The following is an 18,710-nucleotide window of genomic DNA, read 5'->3' as shown; positions in this document are numbered from 1 at the left end:
TGCGGTACCCATTCAGATGAACACCTTCAGCCGCCATCGCGTACGACCGCCGCTTACCAGTATCAGCGTCTGGACCCTGGCGGTGCTGGTCGCCTGCCTGGGCTTGCATTCGCTCTGGGCCTACCTGACCCCGCGTGCGCCACATGTGGCCGATGCCCTGGCGGGCGGCCTGCTGGCGGCCGCAGCCACGGCCCTGGGCACGGTGCCGGTGATGTTCTCGCAGACGCTGTCCGAAAAGGTGCAGGACACCATGTTCGGCTTCGGCGCGGGCGTCATGCTGGCTGCGTGCGCGTTTTCGCTGGTGGTGCCCGGCATTGCCGCGGCCTCCGCCCTGGGGTACGGCGCGTGGGGCGCGGGCGGCATCGTGGGGGCGGCCCTGCTGATCGGCGCGGCGGCCCTGCTGCTGATGGACCGGCTGTTGCCGCACGAACATTTCATCAAAGGCAAAGAAGGCCTGGAAACGCGCCGCCTGCGCCGCACCTGGCTGTTCGTGATCGCCATTGCCCTGCACAACGTGCCCGAGGGCCTGGCCATCGGGGTGAGTTATGTAGGCGGTGATCCGGTGCGCGGCACCGCCCTGGCCACCGGTATCGCCATACAGGACGTTCCGGAAGGGCTGGTCGTTTCGCTCGCGCTGCTGGCGGCGGGGTACCGGCGCAGTTTTGCCGTCGCCCTGGGAATGCTGTCGGGGTTGGTCGAGCCGCTGGGCGCCCTGGTGGGCGCCGTGGTGGTGGGCTGGTCTGCGTCGTTGTTGCCGTGGGGCTTGGGTTTCGCCGCCGGCGCCATGTTGTTCGTGATCAGCCACGAGATCATTCCCGAATCACACCGCAAGGGGCATGAGGTATATGCCACTTGCGGGTTGATGCTGGGCTTCGTGCTGATGATGCTGCTGGATACTGCCCTGGCCTAGCTGGCCGCGGCCGGTCAGTCTGCGTGCAGCACGCCGTCCGGCACGGCCTGCGGCCGTGCTTGGCCGATGCGCTGGTCGACGGCGGGCAGGCTGTGCGCAATGCCCTTGTGGCAGTCGATGCAGGTCTGCCCGCTGTCCAGCCCCTGTTGATGCTGCCGGGCGGATCTGGCGGCCTGGCCGGTGTAGTCGAAAAAGCTGAAATCGTGGCAATTGCGGCATTCGCGCGAGTGGTTCGCCTTCATGCGCCGCCATTCGTTCTGCGCCAGCGTGGCGCGCTTGGCTTCGAACTTTTCCGGTGTGTCGATGGTGCCCAGGAAGTGGTGCAGCAGTTCGTTGGACGCGTACAGCTTGCGCAGCATCTTGGGCCCCCATTCTTTGGGAACGTGACAGTCCGAACACACGGCTCGCACCCCGGTGCGATTGGAATAGTGCACCGTGTTGCGGTATTCCTGGTACACGTTCTGGTTCATCTCGTGGCACGAAATGCAGAACGCTTCGGTGTTGGTCCATTCCATCACCGTATTGAAGCCGCCCCAAAACACAATGCCCAAAATAAATGCAATGCTCAGGCCGCTGGCCAACAAGGCCCACGCGCGGCGCGACAGGGCCCGGATCCATCTGGTTGGGTTCATGGCTTATGCTCGCTCAGTTCAGGCCCGGGACGCGCTGGAAAGTGTTGTCCACCAGCGGCTTGGCGTCGCTTTGAGGCACATGGCACTGCTGGCAGAAGTAGCGCGACGGGCTCACCGATGACAGCTCGCGACCCAGTGCGTCGCGGAAGTGAGTCACCGAAATTTTCGGCGACTGGGTGGCCTGGGCGCGCGCCCAGCCGTGGCAATCCAGGCATTTGTTGAAATTGAGTGTCACCGTGTAGTTGCTGGTGGCATGGGGAACCAATGGCGGTTGTTGCACGAAGTCGCGCGGCAGCGTGGTGCCGGCATCAAGTTCCTGGCGATAGTGCCCGGCAGTCTGTTCGTCGCCGGCCACCGGCGCGTCGCGCAAGCTCTTGACGGGGGCCGGTACGTCGGCCGCTGCCGGCGGCGTGATGGTCAGCAGGCCCACGAGCAGGCCTAGGGCGGTCTGGTACAAGACGCGTTTCATGTTCAACTCCTGTGGCGGAACCGGTGGCTCATGTGGAATACCTGTTGGGGGCAGACGTCGACGCAGCGCCCGCATGTGGTGCAGTCGCGGTCCAGGATGACGGGATGGTCCTGGCCCGCCGCCTTGAGCGCAGGCCTGATTACCTGGGGTTCGGGGCAGACGGCGTAGCAGTCCATGCAGTTGTCGCACCGCTCGCGTCCGGCGGCATTGACGCGCAGCAGGGCGCGCCGGCCCAGCAACCCATAGAACGCGCCTACCGGGCATACATGGCCGCACCATCCGCGCGGCGCAACCAGCAGGTCGTACACAAAGATGCCCAGCACCAGCGCCCACCCGGCGCCGGCTCCGAACACCAGGGCGCGATGCAGCACGGAAACGGGGTTGACCCATTCCCAGGCAAGCGTGCCGGTAACCGCCGATGCCGCCAGCGTGGCGGCCAGCAGCCACATGCGCAACGGCTTCGGGGGCGCGTGGCCTCCGGCGCGCAACCGCAGCTTGCGGCGCAGCCACGAGGCCGCGTCGGTCACGGGGTTCAGGGGGCACACCCATGAGCAATACACCCGCCCGCCGCACAGCAGATAGAACGCCAGCACGATAGCGGTGCCGATGAACGCGCTGCCCAGTGGCGTATGGCCGGCCGCCAGGCTTTGCAGCAGCTGATACGGATCGGTGAGCGGCAACTGGTCCAGCGTCAGGCTGGACGACAGGTTGCCTTTCACGGGCCACCAGGGACGCGACAGCCATCCCTGACGAGTCATCCACGTGGTCACCGGGCCGATCAGGAAAAGCGCAAGCACGCCGAACTGCACGGCGCGCCGCCACAGCAGCCAGCGGTGGGCGCGCCACCAGCCCTTGCCGGCAATGGCGGCGGCGGTCGGGTCGCGGCCCGCCACGCTCGGCCGCCTGGATTTCGGTGTCGTCGCGTTCATGGCTTGTGCGCTCCTGCCGCGTCGTCCAGGCCTCGCACCGGCAGGCGGATCTGCTCGCCGATGACCGACCCCCCGGCCTTCTCGGCTTCTTCCCAGCCTTTGCGGTAATGGCCCGCAGCGGACGCCTGCGCCAATGCATGCGGCAGCACCTTGATGGCGGCGGCGCCCGGCAGTACGCAGCTTTGCTCGCACTTGCCGCAGCCGGTGCAGTGCGCAGAATGAACGGTGGGCAGCAACATGGCGTGGCGGTCCGACCGCGGGTTGTGCTGCCGTTCGAGCGTGATGGCCGTATCGATCAGCGGGCATACGCGATAACACACGTCGCACCGCAGGCCCTGGAAGTTCAGGCAATTTTCCTGGTCGATAAGCACCGCCAGCCCCATGCGCGCGTCTTCGATGCGCGTCAGGGCGTGGTCCAGCGCGCCCGTCGGGCATGCCGGTACGCAGGGAATGTCTTCGCACATTTCGCAGGGCACGCCGCGTGCGTCGAAGTACGGCGTTCCGACAGGAATCGGCCTTCCCAGCGTCGCCAGGCGCAGCGTATCGTAGGGGCAGGCTCTTACGCAGAGCCCGCAGCGGATGCAGGCGGCCAGGAATTCCGGTTCGGCCAGCGCGCCGGGCGGACGCAGGGCCGCGGCCGGCAGCGAGCTTGCCTGTTTTGCGTACAGGCCCAGCCCCAGCGCGGCCGCGCAGGCTCCTCCTGCGGCGGCAGCCGATTGCTGCAGGAACTGGCGGCGACCGGACGCGGCCGTCTTTGCAGCCTGCGCCGCGCCCGGCGCCTGGGCATCGCCCGTAGGGCCGGCCGGCCCGCCGGGGTTGGAAACAGGTCCGTTCACGTCACGCCTTCAGCACCTTGACGGCGCATTTCTTGAAGTCGGTTTCCTTCGACAAGGGGCAAGTCGCGTCCAGGGTCAGTTTGTTGACCAGACGGCCCTCGTCGAAGAACGGCATGTACACCAGGCCGCGCGGCGGCTTGTTGCGGCCGCGCGTCTCGACGCTGGCGTATACCTCGCCGCGCCGTGATGCGATCTTGCACTGCATGCCGCGCTGCAGCCCCCGCTGCTTGGCGTCATCGGGATGCATGAAGAGCACGGCCTGGGGCACGGCACGATGCAGCTCGGGCACCCGCCGCGTCATCGAGCCCGTGTGCCAGTGCTCCAGCACGCGGCCGGTGCACAGCCACAGGTCGTAGTCGGCGTCCGGAACTTCGGCCGGCGGCTGGTAGGGCAGGGCGAAGATATTCGCGCGACCGTCCTTGTTGCCGTAGAAGCGGATGCCTTCCCCCTGCTTGACGTAGGGGTCGTAGCCTTCGCGGAAGCGCCACAGGGTTTCCTTGCCGTCGACCACAGGCCATCGCAGGCCGCGCGCGCGGTGGTACAGGTCGAAGTCGGCCAGGTCGTGCGCATGGCCGCGTCCGAACTGTGCATATTCTTCGAACAAGCCTTTCTGCACGTAAAAGCCGAAGTGCTCGGATTCGTCGTTCATGTAGCCGTCGATGGCATGCTGGTTGACCGAGCCCACGTCGCTCAGCGGATAGCGGTCGCACACGCCATTGGCGTACAGCACGTCGTACAGCGTCTTGCCCCGATATTCGGGTTTTTTGTCCAGCAGTTCGGGCGGCCAGACTTCCTCGACCTGGAACCGCCTGGAAAATTCAAGGTACTGCCACAGGTCGGACCGCGATTCGCCGGGCGCGCGTACCTGCTGTCGCCAGAACTGCGTGCGCCGCTCGGCATTGCCATATGCGCCTTCTTTTTCCACCCACATCGCGGTAGGCAGGATCAGGTCGGCCGACAATGCCGACACCGTGGGGTATGGGTCGGACACCACCACGAAGGCCTCCGGATTGCGCCAGCCCGGGTAGATTTCGTCGTTGATGTTGGGGCCGGCCTGCATGTTGTTGGTGGTGGACGTCCAGTAGCACTTGAGCTTGCCATCTTTGAGCGCCCGGCTTTGCGCCACGGCGTGCAGGCCGACCTTGGCCGCAATGGTGCCCTCGGGCAGCTGCCACAATTGCTCGGCAATCTTGCGGTGCGCGGGATTGCCCACCACCATGTCGGCCGGCAGGCGATGCGCGAAGGTTCCCACCTCGCGCGCCGTGCCGCAGGCCGAAGGCTGGCCTGTCAGGGAAAACGGGCCGCAGCCAGGCTGAGAAATCTTGCCTGTGAGCAAGTGCACGTTGTAGATCATGTTGTTGACCCATGTGCCCCGCGTATGCTGGTTAAAGCCCATGGTCCAGAACGACACGATCTTTTTGCCCGGGTCGGCGTACAACTCGGCCAGCCGCAGCAGTTTTTCGGCCGGCACGCCCGACAGCCGGGCGGTGTAGTCCAGGGTGTAGGTAGCGACGAACTCGGCAAACGCCTCGAACGTGCTGGGCGTTGCGCCGCCAGGGTCGCCCTTGGGCTTGCCGTCCGAGCCGGCATAGCCATTGGCGGTGGCGCCTTGCTCGCGTGGGTCGTTGGGGCGCAGACCGTAACCGATGTCGGTTACGCCGGCCTTGAAATTGACATGCTGCGCCACGAAATCGTGGTCCACCTTGCCGTGCTGGATCAGGTAATTGCACAGAAAGTTCAGGATCGCCAGGTCGGTTTGCGGCACGAATATCATGCCGTTGTCGGCCAGCTCGAAACTGCGGTGTTCGAAGGTCGACAGCACGTGGACTTCGCTGCCCGGGTGGGTCAGGCGGCGGTCGGTGATGCGGCTCCACAGGATGGGATGCATCTCGGCCATGTTCGAGCCCCACAGCACGAAGGCGTCGGCATGTTCGATGTCGTCGTAGCAGCCCATGGGTTCGTCGATGCCGAACGTGCGCATGAACCCGACGACCGCGCTGGCCATGCAATGCCGGGCGTTGGGGTCCAGGTTGTTGCTGCGAAAGCCGGCCTTGTACAGCTTGGCGGCCGCATAGCCTTCCCAGATGGTCCATTGGCCCGAGCCGAACATGGCGATGGCGTCGGGGCCGCCGCTGGCCAGCGCCTGCTTCCATTTCTGCGCCATGATGTCGAAGGCTTCGTCCCAGCTCACGGGCACGAATTCGCCGTTCTTGTCGTATGCGCCGTCTTTCTTGCGCAGCAGGGGCTGCGTCAGGCGATCGGCGCCATACATGATCTTCGAAAGGAAATAGCCCTTGATGCAGTTGAGCCCGCGGTTGACGGGCGCTTCGGGATCGCCCTGGGTGGCCACGACCCGGCCGTCCTGCACGCCGACCAGCACGGAACAGCCCGTGCCGCAGAAGCGGCACGGCGCCTTGTCCCAACGTACGTGCAAGGGTGCCGCGCCGGCCTGGGCAAGCGCCGCGTTGGGCAGGCTCAGCCCGGCGGTGGCGGCCGCTGCGGCTACTGCCTGGGTCTTGATGAATTCGCGTCGGTTCAATGACATGGTGGAGCTCTCTGTGCCGAATGACGGTGGGAGTGGGCGAGACCCGCGGAGGGCGACCCGCGGAGGGCGGCTCGCCTAGGGCGACCCGCGGAGGGGCGACCCAGGCGCGGGGCCCGCATCGGGAAGCCGCATTAAGGCGGCCCGCAGGCGGGTGGCCCGCAGCCGGGCGGCCCGTGCTCGTCGCCGCCGTATTCGTATACCAGCGTGGCCGACAGAACTTGCGGAACCTTATGGGCGGCCAGAATCGAGTCCGCCGTGCTGTGCGCCGGGCCATCTTCGATGGTGACGATGAGCTTGCCGGTGGGGGCATCCCATGCCTGCAGCTGCAGGCCCGGGATGGCGGACAGCGCCGCACGCGCGTCGGCCAGGCCGGCCGGGGTGATGCGAAGCACCAGACTGACGATTCTCATGCGGGCTCCGGCACCAGTGCGTTGACAGGGCAAGCCGGCAGGCATTCGCCGCAACCCGTGCAGCGCGATGCGTCCACGCCGGGGCGGGCGGGCCCGCGTGTCTGGGCGGCAAAGGCAATGGCGCCGGCATCGCAGCGTTCGGCGCATAGCCGGCATTCGATGCCACGCCACGCCAGGCAGGCCGGCCCCGCATGGGCTCGCCAGGGGCTGTCGGGCGGCGGGCGACGGGCACTTGCCCGTGTCGATGTGCCGGTCAGCATTTGGCGCCGCGTGAATCCCATATCCGAAATCCCCTGAAACCTGTAAGGGATTATGGGTAAACGGCAGGCGCCGCCCCCTTGACCGCAGTCAAGCGGGATAAGTGGGAATTGATGCGGCGCAATGGGCACGCGCGGGCGTCGCCGCCGCCGCTCGCGCCGGGCCCCGCAAAGCCGCTTTTCCGGGGCGGGCTTTCGATGTATGCTTCAGGCCGCTGTCATGCAAGTCGCGGGAGAGAGCGGCCGTGGTCTCCACTGCCGCCGCCGAAGGCGCAATTCGCCCGGAATCGCTCAGGTAACCCATACCGCGCTGCATCAGCCCATGGCCTGTCGGCCATCAGGCTGAAACAGCACTCTGGAGAGACCTGGCGCGCCGGCAAGATCGTGCGTGGCCCAGGCGCCGAAGGTGCAAACCCGCGGATCACGCGCGGGGCAACTCTCAGGCAAAAGGACAGAGGGGCGGAAATCCAGCCGGATCCGGGCCCCTCGGGCAGGCCGGCATATTCCGTAACCCTGGCGATGCCGCCGCACCGGAGTCTGTCCATGTCCGCCTCCCTGAAACGCACTCCGCTTGCCGAAACCCATGTCGCCGCCGGCGCCCGCATGGTGGATTTCGGTGGCTGGGACATGCCGCTGGCCTACGGGTCGCAACTCGAAGAGCATCACGCCGTGCGCCGCGACGCAGGCATGTTCGATGTATCGCACATGCTGAACGTCGATATATCGGGGCCGGATTCCGCGGCGTACCTGCGACGCCTGGTGGCCAATGATGTCGACCGCCTCACCGTGCCTGGCAAAGCCCTGTATACCTGCATGCTGAACCCGCAGGGCGGCATCATCGACGACTTGATCGTCTACTTTTTCTCCGTCGAACAGTGGCGGGCGGTGGTCAATGCCGGCACGGCCGACAAAGATATCGCCTGGATGCAGCGGGTGGCCGCCGCCGGCAAGTTCGACGTCACCATTGCCGCCCGCCGCGACCTGGCCATGGTTGCGGTGCAGGGGCCCAACGCCCGGGCAAAGGTGTGGGCCGCCCGGCCCGCATGGCTGGCCGCCACCGAAAGCCTTGCCCCCTTCGTGGCCGCGCCGGTCGACGATGACACGCTGGTCGCGCGCACCGGATATACCGGCGAAGACGGGTTTGAAATCGTGCTTCCGGCCACCCAGGTCACCGCTTTGTGGAACGACCTGGCCGCGCAGGGCGTGCGCCCGTGCGGCCTGGGCGCGCGCGATACCTTGCGCCTGGAAGCCGGCATGAACCTGTACGGACAGGACATGGACGAGCTCACCCAGCCTGACCAGGCCGGCCTGACCTGGACCGTGTCCTTGAAAGACCCGGCCCGGCGATTCGTGGGGCGCGAAGCGCTCGAACAGTTCGCCGCGCCCTGCGGCTTTGTCGGCCTGAAACTGCAAGACCGCGGCGTGATGCGCGCCCACATGCCGGTCTACACGCCGCTCGGCCAGGGCGAGATCACCAGCGGCACGATGTCGCCCACCCTGGGCGTGTCGATCGCCCTGGCGCGCGTCCCGCTGGGCGTGCAGGCCGGCCAGACGGTCGAAGTCGATATTCGCGGCAAGCGGGTTCCCGCCCTGGTATGCAAATTGCCGTTCGTGCGCCATGGCAAGGCGGTCGAACACCCGTAAACTGCCATCATGCGCCGGCAGGGGTGCCGGCGCATGCGCGCAATTCCTATCCAAGGAGCTTTCATGAGCCTGCCCACCGACCGCAAATACACCGAGTCCCACGAATGGGTCAAAGCCGAGGGCGACGTCTTCGTCGTCGGCATCACCGATAACGCCCAGGAACAACTGGGCGACCTGGTTTTCGTCGGTGATGTCGCCGTCGGCGCCAAGCTGAAGGCCGGCGACACCGCCGGCGTGGTCGAATCGGTCAAGGCCGCATCCGACATCTATGCCCCCGTTGCGGGCGAAATCGTGGCTTTCAACGAAGAACTCGAAAGCACGCCCAACCTGATCAACGAGTCGGCATTCGACACCTGGATCTTCAAGATCAAGCCGGACGACGCCGCCGATGTCGACAAGCTGCTCGACGCCGCTGGCTACGAAGCGATCGCCAACGGCTGACTTCGCCCCAGGCCGCGCGGGCGTGATCGCCTGCGCGGTTATTTTCCCGTACCCGAGATTTCCTTCATGTCGCGCGCCCTAGACCCCCATACCGATTTTATTGCCCGCCATATTGGCCCGTCCGACGCTGAGCAGCAGAAGATGCTTGCCGCAGTCGGCTGCGACAGCCTCGACGCGTTGCTCCAGGAAGTCGTGCCGCCGGCCATCCGCAGCCAGGCGCCGCTGGCCCTGCCGGCGTCGCGCAGCGAACCCGACGTGCTGGCCGAGCTCAAGGCCATCGCGGGCCGCAACCGCATCTATCGGAATTACATCGGACAGGGGTACTACGGCACGCACACACCCAACGTGGTGCTGCGCAATGTCCTTGAGAATCCCGCCTGGTACACGGCCTATACGCCCTACCAGCCCGAGATCTCCCAAGGCCGCCTCGAGGCGTTGCTCAATTACCAGACCATGGTCGCCGACCTGACCGGCCTGGATATTTCCAACGCGTCGTTGCTCGACGAGGGCACGGCTGCCGCCGAAGCCATGACGCTGGCCCGGCGCGGGTCCAGGTCAGCCAGCCCGGTGTTTTTCGTGTCCCGGCACTGCCATCCCCAGACGATCGAAGTGGTGCGCACCCGTGCAGAAGGGTTGGGCATCGAGATCGTCGTCGGCGACGAGGCCCAGGGGCTGCCCGAGTGTTTCGGTGTGCTGTTGCAGTACCCGCACAGCCTGGGCGGGCTGGCCGACTACCGTGCGCTGGCCGAGGCCGCGCATGCGCAGGGTGCCGTCGTGGCGTGCGCAACCGACCTGCTGGCGCTGGCGCTGCTCGAGCCGCCGGGTGCATGGGGCGCCGACATTGCGGTCGGATCGTCGCAGCGCTTTGGCGTACCGTTTGGCTATGGCGGTCCGCACGCCGGCTTCATGGCCTGCAAAGACGCCTACAAGCGCAACATGCCGGGCCGGCTCGTGGGCGTGTCCAAAGACGCGCAGGGCAATCCGGCGCTGCGCCTGGCGCTGCAGACGCGCGAACAGCATATCCGCCGCGAAAAGGCCACCTCCAATATCTGCACTGCGCAGGTGCTGCTGGCTGTCATGGCCGGGCTTTATGCGGTGTGGCACGGGCCCGAGGGCATCCGCCGCATCGCAACGCGCGTGCACCGTTATACGGCCGCATTGCGCGCCGCCTTGGGCCAACTGGGCATCAAGGTGGTAAACGACACATTCTTTGACACCCTGCTGCTGGAAACCGGGCCCGCCACGCCCGCCATCCTGCAGGCGGCCGAGTGCGAGCGCATCAATCTGCGCCGGGTCGATGGGGCGCGGTTGGCCGTGTCACTGGACGAAACGGTAACCGCCGCGGATCTGCAGGCGCTGGTCAACGTGTTCGCGGCCGGGCTGCAAAAAGATGAGCTGCCGGTCGATGCCGCAGCACAGGATTCCGCGGCGCCGGGCGGTATTCCGGCGTCGCTGCGCCGCCAAGGCGCCATCCTGGCGCACCCGGTGTTTTCCAGCGTGCAGTCCGAAACCGACATGCTGCGCTATCTGCGCAAGCTGTCCGACAAAGACCTGGCACTTGACCGCACCATGATCCCCCTGGGGTCGTGCACCATGAAACTCAACGCCACCGCGGAGATGATACCCATCACCTGGCCCGAGTTCGCCCTGGTCCACCCGTTTGCGCCGGCCGAACAAACCGCCGGCTACCGCGAACTGATCGAGCGCCTGTCCGGCGCGCTGTGCGAAATCACCGGCTACGACAGCATCAGCCTGCAGCCCAATTCCGGCGCGCAGGGCGAATATGCGGGCTTGCTGGCTATCCGCGGCTACCATCGCGCCAATGGCCAGTCGCAGCGCAACGTCTGCCTGATTCCGGCGTCGGCGCACGGCACCAACCCGGCTTCCGCCCAGCTGGCGGGCATGGACGTGGTGGTGGTCGCCTCCGATGCCAACGGCAACGTCGATATCACCGATCTGCGGGCCAAGCTGGAGCAGGTCGGCGACAGGCTTGCCGCCCTGATGATCACGTATCCGTCCACGCACGGCGTGTTCGAAGAATCCATTACCCAGATCTGCGAGCTGGTGCACGAGGCAGGCGGGCAGGTGTACCTGGACGGCGCGAACATGAACGCCATGGTGGGCGTGGCGCAGCCGGGGCAGTTCGGCTCCGATGTGTCGCACCTGAATCTGCACAAGACGTTCTGCATTCCGCACGGCGGGGGCGGGCCCGGCGTGGGCCCGGTGGCGGTGCGTTCGCATCTTGCTCCCTTCCTGCCCGGCGTGCTGAACGCGCAAGGCAAGCCCGATGCCGAAAGCCTGGTGGGTCCGGTGTCGGCGGCGCCCTTTGGCTCGGCCGGCATCCTGCCCATTTCGTATGCCTATATCGCGCTGATGGGCGCCGACGGTCTGCGCCGCGCCACCGAGGTGGCCATCCTGAACGCCAACTATGTTGCCGCGCGCCTTAGCGGCCACTACCCGGTACTGTACTCGGGCCGCAACGGCCGCGTTGCGCACGAATGCATTCTGGACGTGCGCCCCTTGAAGGAAACCAGCGGCATCAGCGCCGAAGACATCGCCAAGCGGCTGATGGACTATGGCTTTCACGCTCCCACCATGAGCTTCCCGGTTGCGGGCACGCTGATGGTAGAACCCACCGAGTCCGAGGGCCTGGCCGAGCTCGACCGCTTTATCGACGCAATGATCTCGATCCGCGAAGAAATCGCGCAGATAGAGCGCGGCGAACGTGATCGCGACGACAACGTGCTCAAGAACGCCCCTCATACGGCCCAGATGCTGCTGGCTGAAGAGTGGTTGCACGATTACCCGCGTCAGCAGGCGGCGTATCCGGTGGCGTCGCTGCGCGAGGCCAAGTATTGGCCGCCGGTTGCGCGCGTGGATAACGCGTACGGCGACCGCAACCTGGTTTGCGCCTGCCTGCCCGTCGAGGCCTATGCCTGATGCGGGCCGGGCATGGCCGTCGCCGCAGGCTTACGGCGCGGCTTGCCCGTTTGCTGCCGCAGCCAGCGCACGGGCGCGTGCTATGCCATCGCTGATGGTGGCATGGCCGGAATCGTCAGGCGGTAGTGCGGCAGCCAGGCGTTCCCAGTAAGCAGCCGCGTCCGCATAGCGGGCCTGTTCGAAGGCGTGCATGCCCGCGAGCGTCAGGCTGGTGGCTTCGGCGGGGTCGCGCGCCAGCGCTTCATCGATAAGCGCCTGCTGCGTATCCGACCATTGCTCATCCGCCGCGAAGTACAGCGCCTGCGCCCATTGCCCCAGCACTTCGGGCGGCCGCTGCGCCAGGGACGCAGTGCGTTCAAAGGCCTGTGCCGCGTCGGCATGGCGGCCGTGCGCCACATAGGTAAGTCCCAGCAAATACCAGGTGTCGGCGGAATCCGGACGGGCCTGCAGCCTGGCGTGCAGGCGCGCCGTGATGGTGTCCAGGCTTTCTGCATGACCGGCTGGCCGGCCCTGCCATGCGCGGGCCTGCACCACCTGGTCGAGCGACCCCCACTGTACATACGCCGCCGCGCCGCACAGGGGCACGAGCAATGCCGCAGCCCATGCGACAGCCAAGCCCGGTTTGCGGCGCATCGCGGGCACGGGGCGAGTGTCTGTGTCGTTCAGGAGCAGGCGCGCAGTGTCGGCGCGCGCCGCCTCGAACTGTTCGGTGTCCAGCCTGCCGGCTTGATGCTGCGCTTGCAGTTCGCGCAGGCGTTCCCGGTACAACGTCACGTTGTGGGCCGTGCGGTCGTGGTCCGGACACGCATCCGGGGAGCGCAACAGCGGCACGGCCAGGAATGCCATGGCCACGACCAACAGCAAGGCGGCGGGCAGCCAGAATTCGACCATGATCATTTCCGGCGGGTGTCGGTGGAACGCAATAGCTGGGCCAGCCGTTGGCATTCGGTTTCTGTCAGCGGCAAGGCGGCGCTTCGGGCGCGTCGCGCTCGCGCTACCCGGCTGCCCAGCATCACCGCACCCCCCATCAACAGGCCGGCAGGCCCCAGCCACAGCAAGATTGTCCGCACGTCGAACGGCGGCTGGTACAGCACAAAATCGCCATAGCGTTCGACCATGAACTGGACGATCTGTTGGTCGGTGTGGCCGGCGGCCAGCATGCGGCGAACTTCGGCGCGCAGATCGGCCGCGATCGGCGAGTTCGATTCGGCGATATTCTGGTTCTGGCACTTCGGGCAGCGCAGAATGTCGGCCAGGTGCCGGTACCGCGCAAGCTCGGCGTCGCTGGCGAACTCGTGCGCCTCGATCGCGGCCAGTGCCGTGCCCGACAGTGCCATGCTCGACAGCGCCAGGCCCATGATCATCGCGGCAAGCCAGGCCTTCATGGGCGCGCCTCTTCGAGCAGGGCCGTGTATAGCGGCTCAAGTCGCTCGCGCCACACGGCATCGTCGATGACGCCGACGTACTTGTCGCGCACTACGCCCTGGGCGTCGATAACAAACGTTTCCGGGGCGCCGTATACGCCCAGGTCCAACCCCAATGTGCCGGCGGCGTCTTCTATGTTCAGCCGATACGGGTCGTGCAGGGTGCGCAGCCAGCGCTGCGCCGTCGATCGGTCGTCTTTGTAGTTCACGCCATGGATGACAACCCCGGCCTGCGCCAGCCGGTTCAGCACCGGGTGTTCCTGGCGGCATGACGGGCACCACGTAGCCCACACGTTCACCAGCGCCGGGCGGCCCAGGATGTCGGCCCGGGTCAGCCGCCGCGCGGGTTCGTCCAGCGCAGGCAGTGCGAATTCGGGAAACGGCTTGCCCACCAGCGCCGACGGAAGGCGCGTGGGGTCGAGATACAAGCCGCGGTACAGCAGCACGGCAACTGCCAGGAACAGGATCAGCGGCAGTATGCGCAGCAGGTTTTTCATGGAACTTGCGCCAAAGTATGGGCGGCCGCCGGGTGTCGGGGCGGGCGGCGGTAACGGCGGTCGGCGGCGGCCACGAGGGCGCCCAGCGCCATCATGAGCGCGCCTATCCAGATCCAGCGCACGAATGGCTTGATATGCACGCGCACCGCCCAGGCCCCGCCGCCCAGCGGCTCGCCCAGGGCGACGAACAGGTCGCGAGTCAAGCCTGCCTGGATGCCGGCCTCGGTCATGGGCGCCTGTTGCACGTGATACACGCGCTTTTCCGGATGCAGCACGGCTACGGGTCGGTCGCCCCGCCATACGCTTACCTGGCCGCGCTCGGCCGTGTAGTTGGGGCCGATGTGCTGCGCCGTGCCTTCGAATGCAAAACGGTAGCCGCCCAGCTCGATGGCGTCGCCGGGCCCCATGCGCAGGTCGCGTTCGATGTTGCCCACGCTGTTGAGCACGACGCCCAGCGCACATACGGCCAGCCCTGCATGGGCCAACTGCATGCCCCAATAAGAGCGCCCCAGCGCAGGCAGGCCTCGCGACAGCCATAGGGCGGGCCTCAGGTGGCGGCATTTGTCGGCGATGTCGCGCAAGCCGCCAACCATAATGAAGGCGGCCAACAGGCACACCCCGCCCACCGCCCAGGGCGACGAGGGAGCAAGGGCGGCTGCTCCTGCTGCGAGTATCAGGCACACCATCAGCGACGGCCACAGCATCCTGATCATCCACTTGCCCTGCGTGTGCTTCCATCGCGCCACCACGCCCAAAGAGGTTGCGACCATCAGCACCGCCATCAAGGGCACGAACAAGGTATTGAAATAAGGCGGCCCCACCGACAGTTTGGCGCCGGAAAGCGCGTCCAGCAGCAGCGGGTACAGGGTGCCCAGCAGGATCATGGCCGCAGCCACGGACAGCAGAAGGTTGTTCACCAGCAGCAGCGTTTCGCGCGACAGCGCGGAAAACGGCACGCGGCCGGATATTGCGGGCGCACGCAATGCATACAGCGCCAGCGATCCGCCCACCACCAGCAGCAGGAAACAAAGAATGAACACGCCGCGGGTCGGGTCGGTAGCGAATGCATGCACCGAAGTCAGCACACCGGAGCGCACCAGGAACGTGCCCAGCAGGCTCAAAGAGAACGCCGCAATGGCCAGAAGCACTGTCCAGCTTTTGAATACGCCACGCTTTTCGGTGGCGGCCAACGAATGGATCAGCGCCGTGCCCACCAGCCAGGGCATGAATGATGCGTTTTCCACCGGATCCCAGAACCACCAGCTACCCCAGCCAAGTTCATAGTAGGCCCACCACGAGCCCAGCGCGATGCCCGATCCCAGGAATGCCCAGGCCACCAGCGTCCAGGGCCGGCACCAGCGCGCCCACGCGGCGTCGATGTGGCCGTCGAGCAGCGCACCGATGGCGAAAGCGAAAGCCACGGAGAACCCGACATATCCCATGTACAGCATGGGCGGATGGAAGATAAGGCCGAGGTCTTGCAGCAAGGGGTTCAGGTCGTTGCCGTCGGCGGGGGCTTCCGGCAGCAAGCGCTCGAACGGGTTGGACGTGGCAATGAGGAACAGCACGAAGCCCACGCTGATCATGCCCATTACCGCGATTACGCGCGCGCGCAGCGTGCGCGGCAATTTGCGGGAACCCATGCATACCGCGCAGGTCCATGCTGCCAGCATCCATGCCCAAAGCAGAAGCGAACCCTCGTGCGCGCCCCAGACCGCGCTCAGCTTGTAGTACCAGGGCAGCGCACTGTTGGAATTGCGGGCCACGTAGGCTACCGAGAAGTCGTCGCTCAGGAAGGCATGGGCCAGTATGGCGAAAGCGGCGGTCAGGAACACAAATTGCCCCCAGGCTGCCGGCCCTGCCAGCGCCATCCAGCGTGGCGCGTTCAGGCGCGCCCCAGCCAAGGGCAGGCTAGCCTGCACCGCTGCCAGGCCAAGGGCCAGGCCGAGCGACAGCACGCCAAGCTCGGGGATCATCGGCGCGGCTCCGCTTTCGGCGTGTCGTCGGGTGTGGCAGGCAACGGCGGGCGGGCGCCCGCCGCGGCGGACGTCGCCAACGCGTGCGCGGCCTCGGGCGGCATGTAGTTCTCGTCGTGCTTGGCGAGCACCTCGTCGGCATGCAGCGTGCCGGACTCGTCGAGCGAGCCCAGCGCCACGATGCCCTGGTTTTCGCGGAACAAGTCCGGAAGAATCCCCTGGAAGCGCACGGGCACCTGATGCGCGCCATCCGTAATGCCGAACTGCACGGCCAGGCTGTCTGGCGATCGCTGCACCGAGCCGGCCTGTACCAGCCCGCCCACGCGGATGCGGGCGCGTTGCGGAGCTTCCTGCGCCGCTATCTGGCTGGGCGAATAAAACAGATTGATGTTCTGCTGCAAGGCCGCCAGGGCCAGTGCAATGGCCGCCGCAGCACCGCAGACAAGTACGACCAGCATGGCCAGTCGCCTGGTGCGTGGTGACGTCATGGTGTGGCCTCGCCAAGTGCGCGGCGTTTTTGAAGGCGCAGGAAGCGGCGGCGTTGAAGCAGAGGGTGCACGGCATTCCAACCCAGCGATGCCACGGCGATTCCGTAAGAGGCCCACACGTAGGCGCCGTGGCCGCCCATGGCCAGAAAATCTTCGATGCTGGAAAAGGCGATCATCACCGTCTCTTTATCAGGCGACGTATTTCGCCGCTGGCCCAACGCGCGCTGGCGTCGCGCCGGATAACTTCCAGCCGCATGCGAAACAGCAGCACCGCGGCGGCAAAGCAATAAAAGCCCAGGACGGCGAGCGCCAGGGGCAGCCACATCTGTGGCGGCATCGCGGGTTTTTCGGTAAGCGCGAATGTGGCCGGCTGGTGCAGCGTGTTCCACCACACTACCGAATACTTGATGATGGGCAGGTTGACCACGCCTACCACGGCCAGTAACGCGCAAGCCCGTGCCGCGCTCTGGCGGTTGTGAACGGACTGCCCGAGTGCGATGATTCCCAGGTACAGGAACAGCAGGATCAACATCGATGTCAGGCGCGCGTCCCATACCCAGTAAGCGCCCCACGTCGGCTTGCCCCACAGCGATCCGGTGGCCAGCGCGGCCAGGGTCATCCAGGCGCCTACAGGCGCGGCCTGCTGCAGGGCTACATCGGCCAGCTTTACTTTCCATACGAGGCTTGCCGCGCCCGCGGCTGCCAGCATGATGTAGATGGACTGTGCCAGCAGCGCAGCCGGCACGTGCACATAGATAATGCGGAAGCTATGGCCCTGTTGGTAGTCCGGGGGCGCAAAGGCCAGCCCCCAGCCCAGTCCGGCTGCGATCAGTACGGCACTGGCCAGGGCGAGCCAGGGCTGCAAGCGCCCGCTCATGGTGTAGAACCACCTGGGCGAGATCCACCGATGTATATTGCGGCGAGTCATGGGCGCCGTCCGTGGTGCAAAGTCGCTTCGCGCCGGCGCATTGCCGTCATCCGCGTACGCTGATCGTCAGCGCGGCCGCGATGGCAAACGGCGCCAGCGTGATGGCCAGCGCCGCGAGGCTGCCCAGCCAGAGCAGATAGCCCGATGCGGGCAGCCCCAGCACTGCCGCCTGTACCGCGCCGCTGCCAAGAATCAGCACGGGGATGTACAGCGGCAGTATCAGCAAGGCCAGCAGCAAGCCTCCGCGCCGCAGCGCCATTGTCAGCGCGGCGCCCACCGCGCCCAGCAGGCACAGTACCGGCGTGCCCAGCAACAGGGACAGCATCAGTACGGGCAGGCTGGCCGCCGGAATGCCGAGCATCACCGCCAGGACCGGTGCCAGCACGACCAGGGCAAGGCCGGTGCATAGCCAGTGCGCCAGGACCTTGACCGCCGCGAGCAGCGGCAACGGGTGCGGTGACAACAGCCATTGCTCCAGCGAGCCGTCGTCGAAATCGCTGCGGAACAGGCCGTCCAAAGACAAGAGCACCGCCAATAGCGCCGCCACCCATAGCATGCCCGGCGCCATTTGCAGAAGTAGCTGGCTCTGCGGCCCCACCGCCAACGGAACCAGGGCGATGACCAGGCAGTAGAAGACAAGAGGGTTGGCGATTTCCGCGGGTTGGCGGCATAGCAAATTCAGCTCACGAGTGAATAAGAGGATAAGTACCTTGGTCATGCGGCGTACTGTCCGAGATCAAGCGCGCGGAACGTGGCAGGACGGAGCGAAAGATGATGGTGGCTGGTCAGCACCACCACACCGCCAAGGCGGCAATGGTCGGCCAGATGGCGCTCGAGTTGCGCGATGCCGTCGTTATCGAGCGCGGTGAAGGGCTCGTCCAGTATCCATGCAGGGGAAGCGCCCGGCAGGTACAGGCGAGCCAGTGCGACGCGGCGTTGCTGGCCGGCAGACAGGGCATGGCACGGCACGTCTTCGAATCCGCATAAGCCGACGTTTGCGAGCGCCTGCATGCTCGCGCTGCGAGTGGCCGATGCATGCAGCGCCGCCAGCCAAGCCAGGTTCTCGCAGGCCGTGAGCAAGCCGTTGACCCCCGGCGCGTGCCCGATCCAGAGCGGCTGCGGGGCCCGCGTTGAGTGCGGATGCGGCGCTTGCCACTGGACGCGTCCGGCGTCGGGGCGAGACAGCCCGGCCAGGATGCGCAGCAGGCTGGTCTTGCCGCTGCCATTCGGCCCACATACCTGCAGCATGTCGCCGCAGCTCAGTTGCAGGCGCACGCCGCCGAACAGGCGGCGTTCGCCGCGCACACAGCCCAGGTGCTGCGCGGTGAGAATCGTCGCGGGCGGGGTCCGCGGCTCGATAGGCACATCGGATTGCCCGGACATG

General features: G+C 66.4%; 20 protein-coding genes and 2 riboswitches. Of the genes, 4 read left to right on the top strand and 16 right to left on the bottom strand.

Translation table 11 applies throughout. The annotated features are described in order from the left end of the window. Nucleotides 1-16: 16 nt before the first annotated feature. A complete protein-coding gene (locus tag CAL18_RS15350; RefSeq protein ID WP_094818230.1) occupies nucleotides 17-910 on the top strand; it encodes a ZIP family metal transporter in 894 nt (297 codons plus the stop codon). A 14-nt stretch (nucleotides 911-924) separates the two neighbouring features. Here the strand turns inward: CAL18_RS15350 and CAL18_RS15345 are convergent, their stop codons facing one another. The 7 genes from CAL18_RS15345 to CAL18_RS20050 form a co-directional block, all read right to left on the bottom strand. Further along, nucleotides 925-1,542: a NapC/NirT family cytochrome c gene (locus CAL18_RS15345; RefSeq protein ID WP_094818229.1), complete on the bottom strand. Its 618-nt coding sequence runs from the start codon at nucleotides 1,540-1,542 to the stop codon at nucleotides 925-927. 13 nt (nucleotides 1,543-1,555) lie between these two features. Continuing rightward, the gene (locus tag CAL18_RS15340; RefSeq protein ID WP_026638876.1) at nucleotides 1,556-2,011 is read right to left on the bottom strand and encodes a nitrate reductase cytochrome c-type subunit; all 456 of its coding nucleotides are present in this window, start codon (nucleotides 2,009-2,011) and stop codon (nucleotides 1,556-1,558) included. 2 nt (nucleotides 2,012-2,013) lie between these two features. After that, nucleotides 2,014-2,940 carry a quinol dehydrogenase ferredoxin subunit NapH gene (gene napH / locus CAL18_RS15335; protein WP_094818228.1) on the bottom strand — a complete coding sequence of 309 codons (927 nt, stop codon included), beginning with the start codon at nucleotides 2,938-2,940 and terminating at the stop codon, nucleotides 2,014-2,016. Continuing rightward, the gene (gene napG, locus CAL18_RS15330) at nucleotides 2,937-3,776 is read right to left on the bottom strand and encodes a ferredoxin-type protein NapG (protein ID WP_081745648.1); all 840 of its coding nucleotides are present in this window, start codon (nucleotides 3,774-3,776) and stop codon (nucleotides 2,937-2,939) included. Before napG ends, napH begins: the two co-directional genes overlap by 4 nt. A 1-nt stretch (nucleotide 3,777) precedes the next feature. Further along, a complete protein-coding gene (napA, locus tag CAL18_RS15325; RefSeq protein ID WP_026638874.1) occupies nucleotides 3,778-6,321 on the bottom strand; it encodes a nitrate reductase catalytic subunit NapA in 2,544 nt (847 codons plus the stop codon). 131 nt (nucleotides 6,322-6,452) lie between these two features. Further along, nucleotides 6,453-6,731: a chaperone NapD gene (locus CAL18_RS15320; RefSeq protein WP_094818227.1), complete on the bottom strand. Its 279-nt coding sequence runs from the start codon at nucleotides 6,729-6,731 to the stop codon at nucleotides 6,453-6,455. After that, nucleotides 6,728-6,991: a 4Fe-4S binding protein gene (locus tag CAL18_RS20050; RefSeq protein ID WP_432759144.1), complete on the bottom strand. Its 264-nt coding sequence runs from the start codon at nucleotides 6,989-6,991 to the stop codon at nucleotides 6,728-6,730. The genes CAL18_RS15320 and CAL18_RS20050 overlap by 4 nt, the downstream gene beginning before the upstream one ends. Before the next feature lie 217 nt (nucleotides 6,992-7,208). After that, a riboswitch (glycine riboswitch) is annotated at nucleotides 7,209-7,306 on the top strand. Between the two features lie 27 nt (nucleotides 7,307-7,333). Beyond that, nucleotides 7,334-7,453: riboswitch (glycine riboswitch) on the top strand. Between the two features lie 78 nt (nucleotides 7,454-7,531). Here CAL18_RS20050 and gcvT point away from each other — a divergent pair. From gcvT to gcvP, 3 genes are all read left to right on the top strand, one after another. Next, nucleotides 7,532-8,632 (top strand): glycine cleavage system aminomethyltransferase GcvT, encoded by a 1,101-nt coding sequence (gene gcvT, locus CAL18_RS15310; protein WP_094818226.1) that lies wholly within the window; start codon nucleotides 7,532-7,534, stop codon nucleotides 8,630-8,632. Between the two features lie 63 nt (nucleotides 8,633-8,695). Beyond that, nucleotides 8,696-9,073 (top strand): glycine cleavage system protein GcvH, encoded by a 378-nt coding sequence (gene gcvH, locus CAL18_RS15305; protein WP_026638872.1) that lies wholly within the window; start codon nucleotides 8,696-8,698, stop codon nucleotides 9,071-9,073. A 66-nt stretch (nucleotides 9,074-9,139) separates the two neighbouring features. Beyond that, nucleotides 9,140-12,013, top strand: a complete 2,874-nt coding sequence (gcvP, locus tag CAL18_RS15300) for an aminomethyl-transferring glycine dehydrogenase (protein WP_094818225.1) — start codon at nucleotides 9,140-9,142, stop codon at nucleotides 12,011-12,013. A gap of 30 nt (nucleotides 12,014-12,043) precedes the next feature. On the opposite strand, the gene ccmI is transcribed toward gcvP, so the two are convergent. The 9 genes from ccmI to ccmA are packed head-to-tail and all read right to left on the bottom strand — an operon-like array spanning nucleotide 12,044 to nucleotide 18,709. After that, on the bottom strand, nucleotides 12,044-12,904 hold the full coding sequence (gene ccmI, locus CAL18_RS15295) for a c-type cytochrome biogenesis protein CcmI (protein ID WP_170940369.1): 861 nt from the start codon (nucleotides 12,902-12,904) through the stop codon (nucleotides 12,044-12,046). Between the two features lie 2 nt (nucleotides 12,905-12,906). After that, nucleotides 12,907-13,398, bottom strand: coding sequence for a cytochrome c-type biogenesis protein (locus tag CAL18_RS15290; RefSeq protein WP_026638870.1), 492 nt, complete (start codon nucleotides 13,396-13,398; stop codon nucleotides 12,907-12,909). After that, nucleotides 13,395-13,934: a DsbE family thiol:disulfide interchange protein gene (locus CAL18_RS15285; RefSeq protein WP_026638869.1), complete on the bottom strand. Its 540-nt coding sequence runs from the start codon at nucleotides 13,932-13,934 to the stop codon at nucleotides 13,395-13,397. The genes CAL18_RS15290 and CAL18_RS15285 overlap by 4 nt, the downstream gene beginning before the upstream one ends. Then, nucleotides 13,931-15,910 carry a heme lyase CcmF/NrfE family subunit gene (locus CAL18_RS15280; RefSeq protein ID WP_094818223.1) on the bottom strand — a complete coding sequence of 660 codons (1,980 nt, stop codon included), beginning with the start codon at nucleotides 15,908-15,910 and terminating at the stop codon, nucleotides 13,931-13,933. The genes CAL18_RS15285 and CAL18_RS15280 overlap by 4 nt, the downstream gene beginning before the upstream one ends. Further along, nucleotides 15,907-16,398, bottom strand: coding sequence for a cytochrome c maturation protein CcmE (ccmE, locus tag CAL18_RS15275; RefSeq protein WP_081745646.1), 492 nt, complete (start codon nucleotides 16,396-16,398; stop codon nucleotides 15,907-15,909). Before ccmE ends, CAL18_RS15280 begins: the two co-directional genes overlap by 4 nt. Next, nucleotides 16,395-16,574, bottom strand: coding sequence for a heme exporter protein CcmD (ccmD, locus tag CAL18_RS15270; RefSeq protein ID WP_197022076.1), 180 nt, complete (start codon nucleotides 16,572-16,574; stop codon nucleotides 16,395-16,397). The genes ccmE and ccmD overlap by 4 nt, the downstream gene beginning before the upstream one ends. Continuing rightward, nucleotides 16,574-17,326 carry a heme ABC transporter permease gene (locus CAL18_RS15265; RefSeq protein ID WP_026638866.1) on the bottom strand — a complete coding sequence of 251 codons (753 nt, stop codon included), beginning with the start codon at nucleotides 17,324-17,326 and terminating at the stop codon, nucleotides 16,574-16,576. The genes ccmD and CAL18_RS15265 overlap by 1 nt, the downstream gene beginning before the upstream one ends. A 46-nt stretch (nucleotides 17,327-17,372) precedes the next feature. Continuing rightward, a complete protein-coding gene (gene ccmB, locus CAL18_RS15260) occupies nucleotides 17,373-18,044 on the bottom strand; it encodes a heme exporter protein CcmB (protein WP_026638865.1) in 672 nt (223 codons plus the stop codon). Beyond that, nucleotides 18,041-18,709 carry a cytochrome c biogenesis heme-transporting ATPase CcmA gene (ccmA, locus tag CAL18_RS15255; RefSeq protein ID WP_094818222.1) on the bottom strand — a complete coding sequence of 223 codons (669 nt, stop codon included), beginning with the start codon at nucleotides 18,707-18,709 and terminating at the stop codon, nucleotides 18,041-18,043. The genes ccmB and ccmA overlap by 4 nt, the downstream gene beginning before the upstream one ends. Nucleotide 18,710 lies beyond the last annotated feature (1 nt).

Source organism: Bordetella genomosp. 7 (genome assembly GCF_002261415.1).
In the GTDB taxonomy this organism is placed as follows: Bacteria; Pseudomonadota; Gammaproteobacteria; order Burkholderiales; family Burkholderiaceae_B; genus Bordetella_A.
Note: the sequence above shows the minus strand (reverse complement) of the source record. Positions and strands in the feature narration are given on the sequence as shown.